Annotated in this window: 13 protein-coding genes; 4 read left to right on the forward strand and 9 right to left on the reverse strand. The window is 43.0% G+C overall.

Annotated features, from left to right (window positions below; translation table 11 throughout):
* Nucleotides 1-412: 412 nt before the first annotated feature.
* Nucleotides 413-1,669, reverse strand: a complete 1,257-nt coding sequence (locus F0251_RS09590) for a VapE domain-containing protein (RefSeq protein WP_171730869.1) — start codon at nt 1,667-1,669, stop codon at nt 413-415.
* Nucleotides 1,666-1,854 carry an AlpA family transcriptional regulator gene (locus F0251_RS09595; RefSeq protein ID WP_061033557.1) on the reverse strand — a complete coding sequence of 63 codons (189 nt, stop codon included), beginning with the start codon at nt 1,852-1,854 and terminating at the stop codon, nt 1,666-1,668. Before F0251_RS09595 ends, F0251_RS09590 begins: the two co-directional genes overlap by 4 nt.
* Before the next feature lie 278 nt (nt 1,855-2,132).
* Here F0251_RS09595 and F0251_RS09600 point away from each other — a divergent pair, with 278 nt between their 5' ends.
* Entirely contained in the window at nt 2,133-2,306 is a 174-nt protein-coding gene (locus F0251_RS09600) for a hypothetical protein (protein WP_171730870.1), read from the forward strand.
* Nucleotides 2,307-2,394: 88 nt separating this feature from the next.
* Here the strand turns inward: F0251_RS09600 and F0251_RS09605 are convergent, their stop codons facing one another.
* Complete coding sequence (locus F0251_RS09605; protein WP_171730871.1) at nt 2,395-2,658, reverse strand: hypothetical protein; 264 nt, start codon at nt 2,656-2,658, stop codon at nt 2,395-2,397.
* Between the two features lie 152 nt (nt 2,659-2,810).
* Entirely contained in the window at nt 2,811-4,106 is a 1,296-nt protein-coding gene (locus tag F0251_RS09610; protein ID WP_171730872.1) for a site-specific integrase, read from the reverse strand.
* A gap of 441 nt (nt 4,107-4,547) precedes the next feature.
* Between F0251_RS09610 and F0251_RS09615 the strand changes: the two genes are divergently transcribed.
* On the forward strand, nt 4,548-5,816 hold the full coding sequence (locus tag F0251_RS09615) for an O-acetylhomoserine aminocarboxypropyltransferase/cysteine synthase family protein (RefSeq protein WP_105059011.1): 1,269 nt from the start codon (nt 4,548-4,550) through the stop codon (nt 5,814-5,816).
* 100 nt (nt 5,817-5,916) lie between these two features.
* Here the strand turns inward: F0251_RS09615 and glmS are convergent, their stop codons facing one another.
* Together glmS and F0251_RS09625 are read right to left on the reverse strand one after the other, a co-directional pair.
* The gene (gene glmS / locus F0251_RS09620; RefSeq protein WP_171730873.1) at nt 5,917-7,749 is read right to left on the reverse strand and encodes a glutamine--fructose-6-phosphate transaminase (isomerizing); all 1,833 of its coding nucleotides are present in this window, start codon (nt 7,747-7,749) and stop codon (nt 5,917-5,919) included.
* 107 nt (nt 7,750-7,856) lie between these two features.
* On the reverse strand, nt 7,857-8,627 hold the full coding sequence (locus F0251_RS09625; protein ID WP_171730874.1) for a DeoR/GlpR family DNA-binding transcription regulator: 771 nt from the start codon (nt 8,625-8,627) through the stop codon (nt 7,857-7,859).
* A gap of 429 nt (nt 8,628-9,056) precedes the next feature.
* Here F0251_RS09625 and pykF point away from each other — a divergent pair, with 429 nt between their 5' ends.
* On the forward strand, nt 9,057-10,469 hold the full coding sequence (gene pykF, locus F0251_RS09630) for a pyruvate kinase PykF (protein ID WP_008219975.1): 1,413 nt from the start codon (nt 9,057-9,059) through the stop codon (nt 10,467-10,469).
* 176 nt (nt 10,470-10,645) lie between these two features.
* A complete protein-coding gene (locus tag F0251_RS09635; RefSeq protein WP_081090364.1) occupies nt 10,646-11,317 on the forward strand; it encodes a GntR family transcriptional regulator in 672 nt (223 codons plus the stop codon).
* A 604-nt stretch (nt 11,318-11,921) separates the two neighbouring features.
* Here F0251_RS09635 and F0251_RS09640 read toward each other — a convergent pair.
* The 3 genes from F0251_RS09640 to F0251_RS09650 form a co-directional block, all read right to left on the reverse strand.
* Complete coding sequence (locus F0251_RS09640; protein ID WP_105059013.1) at nt 11,922-13,805, reverse strand: diguanylate cyclase; 1,884 nt, start codon at nt 13,803-13,805, stop codon at nt 11,922-11,924.
* 115 nt (nt 13,806-13,920) lie between these two features.
* Nucleotides 13,921-14,415 (reverse strand): acetolactate synthase small subunit, encoded by a 495-nt coding sequence (gene ilvN, locus F0251_RS09645; protein ID WP_008219984.1) that lies wholly within the window; start codon nt 14,413-14,415, stop codon nt 13,921-13,923.
* A gap of 1 nt (nt 14,416) precedes the next feature.
* Nucleotides 14,417-16,156 carry an acetolactate synthase 3 large subunit gene (locus F0251_RS09650; RefSeq protein ID WP_008219987.1) on the reverse strand — a complete coding sequence of 580 codons (1,740 nt, stop codon included), beginning with the start codon at nt 16,154-16,156 and terminating at the stop codon, nt 14,417-14,419.
* Nucleotides 16,157-16,494 lie beyond the last annotated feature (338 nt).

A 16,494-nucleotide genomic window follows, 5' to 3' on the forward strand; every position in this document is an offset into this window, starting at 1 on the left:
GATCCGTGATCGTTGCGAAGAATGAGTAACTATCACGGATCGATAATGTCGTTCCGCAACTGTAAAATTACTCAATAAGTTAGAGTTTGGCGCAACGCCAAACTAGATTAAATCAATAAATCTAATCCAAATTACGCTAAAGAGCATTGTTAGCTTAGCTCAGCTAATTTTTCAAATCAATCATTGGTATTCATAAACTCTTCTACCAAAGCTCCCACTTAAATTGCAATATGGATTAAATCGAACAGAAATCTCATAAGCCGAAAAATTCTATCATTCCCGAACTAAACTAGCCCAAAAACACAAGAAAAAGTGGGGAAAGATCTCCCTCACTTCCTTCACTTTATCTTTCGGTTTGACTTAAACCCCAAGAAAGTGAAGGAAGTGAAGTAAATATCCAGAACAAATTTTTCTATTGCTGAGCAGACAAATGAACAAAGGGAAAAAGGTACTTGGTATAGCCATTCTGATGACGGGATTGAAGTACTCCTTCCCTTGCCAATAGTTTTAAAGCTCTTCCAACATGAGCAACATTATTACTAGGGATAGCTATCAAATCGCAGACCTGTTTAGGTGCCAACCACTCTAAATTATGAGCAGGACGATTGGCATAAAGATGGATATGCTCAGCAAGAAGTTGATACCAGTTCCCTTTATCCACGTACATTTTTGAGATGGTATCTACTTGAACTTGCTCTTCTCTAGACAATGCCCATGCCTCTCCAGCCTCATATAGGTATTTAACTTCAAGCCAAAACTGACAAAGTTTTTCTGGATACACGAGTTCAAGACGGCCTGATTTGGAATATTCCCAACCTAGGATTGTGTTCACATCATCAATCAAAATTGGGGCGGTAAGCTCAATCACCGCATAACGAGAGTTCCCCGTTTGGTCTTTCAAGAAGTCAGTCCCGTTAACCGTAGCAATAAAATGACTTTGCCTCGGCTTTTTAACGTCAATTCGGCTATAAGGAGGCCTTACCGTATCAACCTCTTTTGATATAAAAGCCTTCAAAGCTCCTTGGCTATTTTTGGTAGAACGCTCCAACTCACCAAGCTCAATGATCCATGACCGAATGCATGACAACACACTATCTTTGTTGTCAGGGTTGAGTTCAGCCCCTTCCAGAAATGAATAAGGTACAATCTTTGCCATTCTTTCTATAAAAGCAGTTTTAACGAAAGACTGCTCTCCCTGAAGCACAGGAACAAGCTTACTTTTAAAATTATCTTCATATATAGAGGCAATACAGCCGACGAGCCAACGCTTCAATATGATACTCGTAAGTTGAGAGTGCTTAGAGCGAACACAACCAACGACTGAATTTAACCTACAAGTACCGTCCCACTTTTTACTGTCCAAATACCTTTCTATCGGGTGATAAACATTTTCTTTAGCCAACACATGAAAGTGATCATCTATTCCTGCTCTTGGGTAGTCATATCTAGATGAAGCGCTTATCAGTTCGCTTCTCACGACTTCATTAGATAGCACTTTGCCACTAGCGATGACTTCAGTTTCTAAAGTCATCCTATTTAAAAATGGTTCAAAACCTAAAAAGCTCAGTAACACTTTCAAGTTATCAGATGTGTTCAGGACTTTCGTCTGAGCTCCTAGTTGCTTGCAATCAACAAATATAGGCTCTAGTCCTTTCTCAGTTTTGCTCATACTGGACCACCTTGTTGGTTTAGCCACTCAACAAAGTCAGACTCTCTCCACCCAAGACAACGGCCATTGATTTGAATTGGCTTAGGGAATGACTTGTCTTTAGCCCACCAACGCCAAATTGTTCTTGGGTTACGACCAACTGACTCAGAAACCTCTTTCAAGGACATAATTCGATTGTGTGTCATAAACTCTCCTTTGTTCTCTTTAGATGACACAACTAGTCTGAAGAAAAAAAATCCAACGAGGCTATTTGCGCAAGCACTTTAGTATTACTTTGAGTATCTGTAAAAGAGGAAAAGAGGCTTTAACCTTACATATCAATACCTTAAAAAGGCTAAGTAAAAATTAGATATAAACTAACTGAAAAATCTTTGTAAGTAAGGCGGTTTTTGCCTTACTTATCTAAGATTTGACCAAGCGAAGCGCGGTAGAAATTCGGATTCCGAATTCTGAGAAGAGTCAGATGCAGCAACTTCAAATGAGTAATTCGGATTCCGAATTCTGGGAAGAGTCAGATTCAGCACCGTTCAATGAGTGGATTCCGAATTCTGGGAAGAGTCAGATTCAGCACCGTTCAATGAGTAATTCGGATTCCGAATTCTGGGAAGAGTCAGATCCAGCACCGTTCAATGAGTAATTCGGATTCCGAATTCTGGGGAGAGTCAGGTTCAGCACCGTTCAATGAGTAATTCGGATTCCGAATTCTGGTAGTGGCGATTAGGAACTTATAGTTTTTCTTTCCCCTTACGCCATCGGTCAAACTCCTGGTGTGTCATACGTATTGTTTCTGGGTACTTTTTCCCATAGCGAGCTTTGAGTGCAAGCTTGTAACCCTGTGCTCGATTTAAGCCAATAGACTGGCATAACTCTGTAAACTTCTCTCGGTCGGCCATTCTGGCTCTATCTTTATCAAGCTGAAGACCCAACTCATATTCTCGTTGCTTAAAGAGCTTCTTTGCCTCTTCATACAACTTGTAAACTTCACTCATCATCACTTCCTAATAAAAACACACGTCTACCTTTACTATCGACGTCATAGTCAGTGTAAATAAAAACGAGCTCTATTTAATAAAACTAGGTTCTGATTTTTGTAACAGTAAATGAATTGGCCCCTAAGAAATCTGTCCTTCCAATCGTATAGTTAACGAATATTTACAATATTCAAATTCTCCACATCAACTTGATTCAGTTTACGCTCCCACAGCTCAATCACTTGACGTTTTTCGGTCAAATAATCATATCGATCATAGTGCTTAGAACTGACATCATTTAAAGCATGGTTTTGTAGCCTATCTCTTAAAGCCTTGCTAATTCCCATCTCTCCCATCAAAGTCTTGCATGTCCGACGAAAATCTCTAGGAATAAAATGCTCTATTTCAGGGTGGTCTTCTCGATAGCGTGTGATGGCCGTTCGTAATGAGTCTAGCCTCATATGGGCATCTTTCTTTTTAAAGTGTGGAAATATAAAAGAGCTATCACCTGCCACTATCTGCTGTCTCTTTAAAATCTCTAAAGTAGATGTAGTTAAAGGAATGAGATGGCTACGCTTATTTTTCGAAATTTCAGGCGGCACATGCCAAGTCCGCTCTTCCCAGTTAATAGCTTCCCATTGGCAAGCAGCTATTTCGTAAGGCCGTTGGCCACCAGTATGAAAACAAATCAGTATTAGATTCCTCATTGCCTCAGAAGCTCGAACCCCTACTAAATCGAACTCAATATCATCAATGAACTTATATAGCTCGCTAAAAGTTAAGTAACGTTCACCTACCTTCTCAGCATGCTTCTGTTTAGGTATCAATGATACAGGGTTAAAGCCCAAGCCAAACTTGTCACTTCGTAGGAAATGAGCAGGGTCATTGTCATGTGAAAGCCCATAATTGAATGCTGCGTGCAAATAACTTCTTACTCGGTTACTTTGTGTTGGTGCTCCACGTTCAATCATATGAGCGATAATTTCAACTAACTGGCCAGTGGTTACATCACACGCTTTTGTTCGCTTGTCGATAAAAGGATAAACTTCCTTCTCAAGAGCTTGCAGTACATTTGAAGCCGTACGTTTTTCATCTTTGACCATCTGACTAACATAGCTCTCAAACAGAAATTGCACAGAGCCTTTGCTCTCATCTTCTTTCCTTTTTTCCTCTCGGTTCTGCGCTTCTTTAGCCAGTTCATATTTAGGATCTAAACCTTGCTTTAACATCAACCCTAATTCCTGAACTCTTGCTCTAGCATCAACCAGACTTAAAGTTGGAAAACGCCCAAGCTGAATAAATAGTCTGCGTCCTTCCTTAAAGTACCTAAATACAAAATTCTTGTGACCACTAGCAAGTACTTTAACTCCTAACCTACCAGTACCTCTTGTTCTGTCATTATCCCAAACATAATAAGCACTACTCTTGGATTTAAGCCCTACGATTTCCTTTTGTGTTATAGCCATTCCTTTTCCTTACATAGTGCACCCACGAAAATGTGGTGTAGTTATGGGTGTAGTTAGAACGTAACTTAAAGTCAGTTTGGAAGATGAAATGAGATAAGGCAAAATTAATAACTCTTATATATCAATAAGAATAGGATTTTGAGACACATATTGAGATTTAATGAAACAAGAAAACTTACGACTCATAATCGTTCGGTCCCCAGTTCAAATCTGGGAGGGGCCACCAAATTAGAAAAGCCAGAACAGTTTATGCTGCTCTGGCTTTTTGCTTTTTTAAGCTCGCTATTTCTTTACGCCCTACTCGTATCAATACATCCCTGAATGAGTGAACTCCACAGTACACAATGCTAATAGCCTCTCTGTGACTGAACTTACTTTTCTTTTATAAAAAAATCGGCAATATGAGTGTACATAAATCGCTCAATAGTTCAGGGAAGAAACATGAAAGACGAAACACTCTCGATTCACTTCGGATACGAAACCGATCCAACCACTAAATCCGTTGCTACTCCTATCTACCAAACCGTTGCCTATGAATTTGACGATGCTCAGCATGGTGCTGATCTGTTCAACCTAGAAGTTCCAGGCAATATCTACACTCGCATAATGAACCCAACCAATGATGTGCTAGAAAAGCGCATGGCCGCCTTAGAAGGAGGTATTGCAGGCTTAGTGGTAAGTGCAGGCAGCGCGGCAATCAACTACGCGATTCAGACATTGGCACAAATCGGTGACAACATTGTCTCAACACCTCAGCTTTACGGTGGTACTTACACCTTGTTTGCTCACATGCTGCCAAACCAAGGGATTGAAGTTCGTTTTGCTAAAGACGATAAACCGGAGAGCCTAGCAGAGCTTATCGATGAAAAAACCAAAGCGGTTTACTGTGAGAGTATCGGTAACCCTGCGGGTAATATCATCGACCTAGAGCGTGTCGCCGAACTTGCCCACGCGCAAGGTGTCCCTGTGATTGTCGATAATACCGTCGCGACTCCAGTGCTGTGTAAACCCATTGAGTTTGGTGCTGACATTGTAGTCCATTCACTAACAAAGTACGTGGGTGGTCACGGTACAACCTTGGGTGGTGTGATTGTCGATTCAGGTAAATTCCCATGGGCAGAACACAAAGAGCGCTTCCCGGTATTTAATCAACCTGAGCCCTCTTATCACGGTGTGGTTTATACCGAAGCCTTTGGTGAGGCTGCATTTATTGGTCGCGCTAGAACGGTTCCACTACGCAATACAGGCGCAGCTTTGTCGCCAATGAATGCCTTCATGCTGATGCAAGGTTTAGAGACGCTGTCGTTACGTATGGAGCGCCATACAGAGAACGCGTTGAAAGTAGCTGAATACCTCAGCCAACATGAGAAAGTCAGCTGGGTAAGCTACGCAGGTCTACCAAGTTCAGAATTTTACCCGCTTGCTGAAAAGTACATGCAAGGTAAGCCATCGGCGATTTTATCTTTTGGCTTAAAGGATGGTTACGAAGCGGGTGTTCGCTTTTATGACGCGCTACAAATCTTTAAGCGCTTGGTAAATATTGGCGATGCAAAATCTCTTGCTTGTCACCCAGCGTCGACAACGCACCGTCAACTAAGCGAAGCTGAACAGAAACAAGCCGGTGTATCACCAGAGATGATTCGCCTATCAGTCGGTATTGAACACATCGAAGATATCCTTGCAGACCTAGAGCAAGCTCTTAACGCTTAACGCTTAACGACTATAAGCTGAATATAGATTTACTAAATAGCATGCACAAAAAAGCCCATCATGATGATGGGCTTTCGTCTATTTAAGGGTTTAAGTTAACTTACTCTACCGTTACCGCTTTCGCTAGGTTACGAGGTTGGTCAACGTCAGTACCTTTGATTAGTGCTACGTGGTAAGACAGTAGCTGCATTGGAACTGTGTAGTAGATAGGTGCAGTGACTTCACTCACGTGAGGCATCTTGATGATCTTCATGTTCTCATCGCTCTCAAAGCCTGCATCTTGGTCTGCGAATACATAAAGTAGACCACCACGTGCACGTACTTCTTCAACGTTTGATTTCAGTTTCTCTAGTAGGTCGTTGCTTGGTGCAATAACCACTACAGGCATATCGGCATCAATCAGAGCTAGAGGGCCGTGCTTAAGCTCACCCGCAGCGTATGCTTCAGCGTGAATGTAAGAGATCTCTTTCAGTTTTAGGGACGCTTCCATTGCGATTGGGTAGTATTCGCCACGACCTAAGAAAAGCGTGTGATGCTTGTCTGCGAAGTCTGTCGCTAGTGCTTCGATCTCTTTATCCAACGCCAGTGCTTTCTCAATGTCAGTCGGCAGTTGGTGAAGCGCTTGCACGATTTCTGCTTCTTTTTCTTCATTGATACGGCCTTGTAGACGACCAATTGAAGTCACCATCATCAGCATTGCTGCAAGTTGAGTTGTGAAAGCCTTAGTTGAAGCTACACCGATCTCGGTGCCTGCGCGAGTCATGAATGCGAAGTCAGATTCACGAACCAGTGAAGAACCCGCAACGTTACAGATTGTCATCGCTGACATGTAGCCTTTCTCTTTCGCAAGGCGAAGTGCTGCTAGTGTATCTGCCGTCTCACCAGATTGAGACAGAGTAACAAGCAGGCTGTTTGGACGAACAACGAAGTCACGGTAACGGAACTCAGAAGCGATCTCTACGTCACAGCTTACGCCAGCTAGAGACTCAAACCAGTAACGAGCAGCCATACCAGAGTTGTAAGACGTACCACATGCGATGATCTGCACGTGTTCAACCTTACTTAGGATCTCTTCGGCTTTAACACCAATCGCGTTAGTGATAACAGAAGTATCTGAGATGCGGCCTTCCATTGTGTTGATCAGCGCCGTTGGCTGTTCGAAGATCTCTTTCTGCATGAAATGACGGTACTTACCTTTGTCACCTGCATCATGCTCTGCATTTGATTCAACGATTTCACGCTCAACACGCTCACCTGCAACGTCAAATACCGTCACATCACGACGAGTTACTTCAGCAACATCACCTTCTTCTAGGTACATGAAGCGGCGAGTTACGCTTAGTAGTGCAAGTTGGTCTGATGCTAGGAAGTTTTCACCCACACCAAAACCGATAACGATAGGGCTACCAGAGCGAGCCACAACAATACGGCTAGGATCTTTACGATCAACCACAACGGTACCGTAGGCGCCGTCCAACTGTTTTGCTGTTTTCTGCAGTGCTTCAACCAAAGAAGCTGAAGTGCGAAGTTCCCACTCCACTAGATGAGCGATAACTTCAGTATCCGTTTGAGAAGAAAATACGTAGCCACGCTCTTGCAGCATTGCACGCAGTGCTTCATGGTTTTCGATAATGCCATTATGCACTACCGCAATGTCACCAGACATGTGTGGGTGCGCGTTTGCTTCAGACGGCTCGCCGTGTGTTGCCCAACGAGTGTGAGCGATACCTGTACCACCAATCACTTGTTGCTCTTCTACCGCGTCTGCTAGCTCTTGTACTTTACCTAGGCGACGTACGCGAGTTAGATTTGATTCGGTATCAACCACAGCGACACCCGCTGAGTCGTAGCCACGGTATTCTAGGCGGCGAAGGCCTTCTACTAAAATCTCGGCTACATCACGCTGTGCTACTGCACCAACAATTCCACACATAGTTTGACTCCATCAATTTCGTTTATTCCTATTGGCAGCAAGCAAAGGCCATGTCTTTATTAAGATCAATTATAGGAAGTTAAATGCATAATAGTTAAAATAAGTTGTTAAGCTGGATCCGTTAAGATCACTCGAACATCATGTGATTCAATACTTGCCTGAGATTCTTTGCTCAAGTCTGTATCTGTAATTAAGATGTCGATGTGATCCCACGCCAACTCTAGATTAGGGATCTTTCGTCCCACTTTTTCTGACTCAACCATCACGATCACTTCTCGTGACACTTCAGCCATCACTTTACTTAAGCCAACCAGTTCGTTGAACGTGGTTGTGCCTCTGTCGAGGTCGATACCATCAGCCCCGATAAATAGTTGGTCAAAATCGTACGCACGCAACACTGACTCTGCGACTTGGCCTTGAAAAGAATCCGAATGGGTATCCCAAGTGCCGCCGGTCATGAGTAGCGTTGGTTCACTTTCCAGCTCATTGAGCGCGTTAGCCACATGCAACGAGTTGGTCATGACAACCAAACCACGCTTACTGTTTAGTTGCTGAATTAGGGCACCTGTTGTGCTGCCGCTATCGATCACGATTCGATTATGGTCGCGAATTAAATCTGCAGCTGCTTTCGCTAACGAAACCTTTCGAGTCGAAACTTTTTGACCCAATTCCTCGTTCACAACCTCTTTCGGTAGCGAAATCGCACCACCATAACGGCGTAAAAGCTGACCGTTTTTCTCTAAAGACGCTAAGTCCTTTCTAATAGTGACCTCTGAGGTTTCGAACTTAGCGGACAATTCATCAACACTAACCTCCCCTTTTTCGTTCACTAGGTTAGAAATTGCATGTCTTCTGAGCTGAGTGTTTCGTTTCGACATTTAAAAAAGACCAGTAAGTTTCGATATGAAACATATTATAGTTACAACGAAACTATTTAGTCCATTTATTTTGATCCAAAAAATTAATAAATAGCGATAAAACCTTGTCCTAAGACAATTGTTAAGCAGTGATATTGAATTGATTAGGTGGTAGAATCCGCACCCGAAAAGAAAAAAAATTACAAAACTGACCGTTATTTTTTTGCAACTTTCACCTGATATATTGGTGTAAGTCACAGAAACCCGATGTTGAATCAAAATCTTTTGGTCATAAAATGACTAAAATTGATGAAAGACTTACAACTCTGAAGGACATATTGGAAGTCCCGCGATTTTACTCAACAGGCACAAAATGTTGATGTAGCGGACCAATCTTCAGAACTTAAATAAATTTCAAATTGTAACAATACTTACCGGAGAGTACCTTCCATGAAAAAGACCAAAATCGTATGTACGATTGGCCCTAAAACTGAATCTGTAGAGAAGCTAACTGAACTAGTAGATGCTGGCATGAACGTTATGCGTCTTAACTTCTCTCACGGTGATTTCGCAGAGCACGGCACTCGTATTGCGAACTTCCGCGAAGTAATGGACAAAGTAGGTAAGCAACTTGCTATCCTTCTTGATACTAAAGGCCCAGAGATCCGTACTATCAAGCTAGAAGGCGGTAACGACGTAGATCTAGTAGCTGGTCAAGAATTCACTTTCACAACTGATACTTCAGTTGTAGGTAACAAAGAGACTGTAGCGGTAACTTACGCTGGTTTCGCAGCTGACCTAAACGCTGGTAACACAATCCTAGTAGATGACGGCCTAATCGAAATGGAAGTTATCTCTACTACTGAAACTGAAGTTAAGTGTAAAGTTCTTAACAACGGCGCACTAGGCGAAAACAAAGGTGTTAACCTTCCTGGCGTTTCTGTTCAACTTCCAGCTCTTTCTGAGAAAGACAAAGCTGACCTTAAGTTTGGTTGTGAGCAAGGCGTTGATTTCGTAGCTGCATCTTTCATCCGTAAAGCATCTGATGTTAAAGAGATCCGTGAGATCCTAGACGCAAACGGCGGCAACGATATCCACATCATCTCTAAGATTGAGAACCAAGAAGGTGTAGATAACTTCGACGAAATCCTTGAGCTTTCTGACGGTATCATGGTTGCTCGTGGTGACCTAGGTGTTGAAATCCCAGCTGAAGAAGTAATCTTCGCTCAGAAAATGATGATCGAGAAGTGTAACCGTGCACGTAAGATGGTTATCACAGCAACTCAAATGCTTGATTCTATGATCAACAACCCACGTCCAACTCGTGCAGAAGCGGGTGACGTTGCGAACGCAATCATGGATGGTACTGACGCTGTAATGCTTTCTGGCGAAACGGCTAAAGGTAAATACCCAGTTGAAGCTGTTACTATCATGGCTCAAATCGCGAACCGTACTGATTCAGCTCTTAAAGCTGAGCTAGGTTCTCGTCTAGACAGCCCACGTCTACGCATCACTGAAGCAGTATGTAAAGGCGCAGTAGACACAGCTGAGAAGCTAGCTGCTCCTCTAATCATCGTTGCTACTGAAGGCGGCAAGTCTGCACGTTCAGTACGTAAGTACTTCCCAACTGCAAACATCATTGCACTGACAACTAACCAAAAGACAGCTGCTCAGCTTGTTCTTACTAAAGGTGTTCGTCCAGTTCTTGTTGAGTCTATCGACAGCACAGATGCTTTCTACAAAATGGGTAAAGAATACGCACTTGAAGCTGAGTTCGGCAGCAAAGGCGACATCGTTGTAATGGTTTCTGGTGCTCTAGTAGCTTCAGGCACTACAAACACGGCATCTGTTCACGTTCTATAAGAATGAACCGATTCGCATAAAATATAAAAGAGGGCTTCGGCCCTCTTTTTTTATGAAACAAAATCTTGCCTAACTTTTCAGTACGCTGTATTATCAATCACAATAGAACTACGTACTGTTAACTTCCAATGGACTCTTTCTAAGAGACGGATTAGCAGACTAGAAATCAAATATACATGAGGTTTGTAATGTCTAGTCCTACTCTCACTGACAAAGTATCAAAGATGATTCGCCAAGATATTCTTAATGGTGAGTTAGCCCCAGGCCAAAAGCTCGTTGTTGCTGATCTAAAGAACAGATACAACGTTGGCGCATCTCCGATTCGTGAAGCCCTAGTACAGTTATCTTGGAGCAAATACGTGAAACTCGAGCCGCAAAAAGGCTGTTGGGTATCGCCAGTGTCAAAGAAAGAGCTGAATGATCTTTATGAAAGCTTGCGTGTCGTGTCTTCAGTTCTACTGAAAAAAGCCATTTCTGCGGGGGATGAAACTTGGGAACTGGATGTACTGACTTCTTACCATAAGCTTTCTCGAGTACAGCACGTATCTGAAGAGTTTGATTGTGTGGAATGGGAAGAACGTCACCAACAATTCCACGTTGCGCTACTTGAAGGTGCGGACTCAGAGAACATGTTTAGCTTCTTTGAAGATTTGATCAATCAAGTAAAGCGGTACCGCTTCCTAGCGATGTCAGCAGAAAGTGCATCAGATGATCTGTTCAATATTGATGAGCACGAAATGATCATGAAACTCGTGCTGTCAAAAAACGTAGAACAAGCGACAGAGCTGCTTGATCAGCACCTACTTGGTTCAATGAAGCGAATTGAAGAAGTTATCGAAGCGGCTTAATGCAGCGATAAATTTTGAACAAATAAAAACGGAGCCTAGCAGCTCCGTTTTTTGTTTTTCAGCATCAAGCTGGCTACCACCCAAAAAACTCTTTGTGATGAGTATTGAGCAGTAAAACCATAGGTAAGAAATACAAAGCACTCAGCTTAAAACCAAGAATGACCAATGTACCTATGGTTAATCTCACTAAAAAATCGACAAACATACCACGCCTCTTTCAACCAGACTGTATGATCCCCAAACTCTTGCTCCAGCTAACCTAATTCTACTGCTGCTTTTCAACTCATTGAAAAAGCTAGCTAACCAGCTGAATTAAGTTAACGGTGTCATCCCTTTAATATCTGGTAAACACTCTATTTATCACACCGCTTAACACGATGTAATCTGAAGCAAGGTAGTTTACTCATTGTTCATTTTAGCTCAAATTTTCGCCAACATTAGACTTTAGTCTAACCGTATAGAATTTGTGACATAGATCGCTCAAAAATGAGATTCCTCATATATACACAGAAGAAACGGCTTCATCACTTACTGAGTTGCAAGCTATATAAAGAGTACTCGATGGGAAAGCGGGAGGATATTTAGGAGTAAATAGAGCCTGTAGCTAAGCAACATCCGCATAGCTAGGGCAGATCGAGACGGTATTTCGTCCAGAGGATTTCGATTCGTAAAGGCCGACGTCTGCGCATTTGTATGAACGGGTACTGTTACTCGTCAAATCAGTGAAACCGACGCTGACGGTTACCTTGGTGCCCGCAGATAACTCAATCTCGATTCGCAGCCGGTCCAATACACGCTTCGCTTCTGATAAAGAGGTGTGCGGCATCAACAGTGCAAACTCTTCCCCACCAACACGCGCCACAAAATCGGTACTACGGAGGCTGTCTTGTAGAAGCTTAGCTACTCTTGCAATCACACGATCGCCCTCATCATGACCAAGCTCGTCATTAATTCGCTTAAAGTTATCGATATCGACTAAAGCTAAACAAGTAGTCGCCTCATTTGGGTAACGCTCAACCAAACGAGAATAATAAGCTAACTGCTCTTCAAACTTTCGACGGTTCCAAAGGTTACTCAAAGCGTCTCGCTCACTCAGAAAACGCAGACGAACTTCGAGCTCTTTCCTTACTGATATATCCACCAGCGAAGTAATGTAGTAGCTTACTTTCCCTGAACTGTTCTTGACCGCATGGACACGCATAATAGCGGTAAAAGGGATGCGCAGTTTGTTTTTACACAGCACTTCCCCTTCCCACACTTCTTCGTTGTCTAGGTGTCGCCAGATGGATTCGCTGGTGATCTGCTGCTCTGTATTTTCCAACAGAAGTTGCAGCGCATTATGACCGATAACTTGTGCTTCGCTGTAACCGGTCATATTTTCAAACTCGTTGTTGATCATCATAGTACGATGCTGCTTATCAGTGATCATCACGGCAGACATGCCATTCAACGCTGCGCGTGCTAACTTACTCTCTAAGCTACGACGTCGATAATGCGTCACCAGATAAGCAAATGGGAACGCGAACAGCAACACAGTGAAAAGCACTATGATCTCTTCATGGGCAAGATCATTTAGATCACGTTCAGCTCTAGCGAGCAGTTGTTTTTGATTCAATTGAATCACAAGGTGCATCTTTTGATTATTAGCTAACTGAACCGTGTTAAACGCGAACAAGTTACCATCTTCAAACACAGTGCCCATTTGTTGTCGAGAGAGGGCTTCCCATGTTTGAGGTGCGATATTTTTTAGGTTGAAGCCTTTCCTTTCAGGAACAGAATCGCCAAACAATTTACTGTTGTTTGGACTCGCAATGTAATAACCCTCACCATTGACGACTTCAGCTCTAAAATCATAATCAGGTGCGAAATTAAGACGTGAAGACAACCCCCAGACATCCAGATTGATCACCAAATAACCGACTCGCTTCTCCGGAGTTTCAACAGGCGTGAAGACTCTAAACACCGGTTTATAAGGATATGCCAATTCACCATGTTCGGTTTCAAGCTCAATTCCCCAACCACCAATATCTTCATGCTCTAAGCTCTTAGCAAAATGATAGTAGCTAGAGTCAGACCTATCTTGTAATTGCTGAGGTATTGTCACAGCGCCCGTGGCAGAGGAATAATTAACTCGGACCAGCTCTTTACCCTCAACATCGATAAGATGAATTTGTGTATACCATTTTTGGTTCACTAACACAGACTGCCATACCTCTTCGAGGAGGCTTTTGGTTTGTTCAGAGGGGGAGGAAGCGAAATTAACAAGGCTTTGACTATGACTCAGTAGTTTCATCACCGAAACCAACTGAGATTTTAAGAGCTTGTAATCTCGTTCTGCGTAAACCAACTGATGAAGGGCTTGTTTCGCAGAGTAATCAAAACTTTGTTGTTTTACTTCTTGGTAACGTTGTAAATAGTAAAGACCCACTGCAGCAGACAGTGTTATCGAAATAATCAGCAATGTAATTATCGATTTACTATTTCTCATTGATAACTCGAGTAAAAGAAGGCGTGAAGCGCAGGATTATAGCACTCTATAAAATTAACAAAATAAAAGCCGCTTAAAAAAGCGGCTATAAAACTATTTTTTAAGTGCTTGTTGTTTAAGCTTTCAGCGCGCGTTCGCCACGGGCGATGCCCACAACGCCACTGCGTGCCACTTCAAGTACTTCAGTCACTTCAGACAACGCTTGAATGAAAGCATCCAGCTTTTCGCTCGTACCCGCCATTTGCACTGTATATTGAGAAGCCGTCACATCAACGATCTGACCACGGAAGATATCCGCTGTGCGTTTCACTTCTGCACGAGCAAAACCGCTCGCACGTACTTTAACCATCAAGAGCTCACGCTCGATGTGTTCAAGCTCAGACACCTCTTGCACTTTTAGTACATCGATCAGCTTGTGCAGTTGCTTTTGAATCTGTTCAAGCTGCATTTCGCTCGAGTTGGTCGTCACGTTCAAACGAGAAAGCGTTGGATCATCGGTTGGCGATACGTTCAACGACTCAATGTTGTAGCCACGTTGAGAAAACAAACCAACCACACGAGAAAGCGCACCCGGTTGGTTTTCCATTAGTAGTGAAATAATGTGTCTCATATTATGTTCTCTCCGTTTTGCTTAGCCACATGTTATCCATACCCTCGCCCTTAATCTGCATTGGGTATACGTGCTCGGTGTCATCCACACTGATATCGACAAATACCAAACGGTCTTTCATCGCCAGTGCTTTTTCCAAACCTGATTCAAGTTCATCCGGAGATGAAATGCGCATACCTACGTGACCGTAAGCCTCCGCGATTGCAGCAAAATCAGGAACAGAGTCCATATATGAGTTAGAGTGGCGACCTTGATAAACAATGTCTTGCCACTGTTTAACCATTCCTAAGAAACGGTTGTTTAGGTTAATAATCTTAACTGGGATATTGTATTGCAGCGCCGTAGACAACTCTTGGATATTCATTTGAATACTGCCGTCACCGGTTACCACTACAACTTCTTCATCTGGTTTAGCAAACTTAACGCCCATTCCAGCAGGCAGACCAAAGCCCATAGTGCCTAGACCACCAGAGTTAATCCAACGGCGCGGTTTATTAAATGGGTAATATAACGCTGCAAACATTTGGTGTTGGCCAACATCAGAAGCAACGTAAGCATCACCATTGGTTACTTTGTGCAGAGCTTCAATAACTTGCTGCGGCTTAATGCACTCAGAAGACTTTTCATACGCTAAGCAGTTGCGATCTTGCCACTGCTTGATTTCACTCCACCAGCTTTCCAGAGCTTCAGCATCATTGCTGCCGCCTTGCTCAACCAGTAGGTTAACCATGCTCTCTAGTACTTTTTCCGCAGAACCTACGATTGGCAGATCCACTTTCACGTTCTTAGAGATCGACGACGGGTCGATATCAATATGCATGATCTTTGCGTTCGGGCAGTACTTATCTAGGTTGTTGGTTGTACGATCATCAAAACGTACACCGACACCAAAAATAAGATCGGCGTTGTGCATCGCCATATTGGCTTCGTACAAACCGTGCATGCCAAGCATGCCTAGAGAGTTCTTGTGCGTGCCCGGGAAGGCACCAAGCCCCATTAAAGTGCTTACTACAGGTAAATTCAGTGCTTCAGCCAATTTGATCAGCTGTTGATCGGCCTCAGAGATAACCGCACCGCCACCGACATAAAGTACTGGCTTTTTCGCTTCAAGAAGTGCTTTTAGTGCCTTCTTAATCTGACCTTTATGACCCGTAACCGTTGGGTTGTACGAACGCATTTTGATCGTTTCTGGGTATTGATAAGGAAGCTTAATTTGCGGATTTAATACATCTTTTGGCAAGTCGATAACGACAGGACCAGGACGTCCTGTCGTTGAAATATAGAATGCTTTTTTTAGAACTTCAGGGATATCTTCCGCTTTCTTAACAAGAAAGCTGTGTTTAACGATCGGGCGAGATACACCGACGATATCACACTCTTGGAAGGCATCATTACCAATGAGATTGTTTGGTACGTTACCAGAGATAACGATCATTGGAATCGAATCCATGTACGCCGTTGCGATACCCGTTACGGTATTGGTTGCGCCAGGACCCGAACATACCAGTACTACGCCCGGTTTACCGGTAGAACGAGTGTAGCCATCTGCCATATGAGTAGCGGCTTGTTCGTGTCGTACTAATACGTGTTTGATTTCGTCTGTTTTCGCATGCAGCGCATCATAGATATCAAGTACAGAACCACCTGGGTAACCAAAGATTTGTTCTACACCCTCTTCAATAAGAGACTGCACCACCATCTCAGCGCCGGATAACATTGCTGTTTCAGGTTTTGTTGTCATATTGCTCTCCTCACCAGTTTCCAAGCACATTTGGTGAACATGTTGGGCTGGTTTTTCATAGTCTAGGGCTTATTCGTAGCCTAATTCGAAATACTTCCACTTTTTCGGCTATGGCTGTCTGTCGTGATAACAACAAACAGTAATACGAAACAACTTTAACGCTTTATTATCATCTGGTCTAACACCCGTGACCCGGCGATCATGTAAAAAAACCAACCATAAGCTTAAAACATCAAATAAACACTAGCCCAAACCAAGTAACCAGTCATAAAAACCACATTTGAACTAAAAAAAAGCACTTAATATTTATATAAATGACTAATTATCGATAAATGAAG

Origin of the sequence: Vibrio sp. 070316B (assembly GCF_013114115.1) — a bacterium.
Taxonomy (GTDB): domain Bacteria; phylum Pseudomonadota; class Gammaproteobacteria; order Enterobacterales; family Vibrionaceae; genus Vibrio; species Vibrio chagasii_B.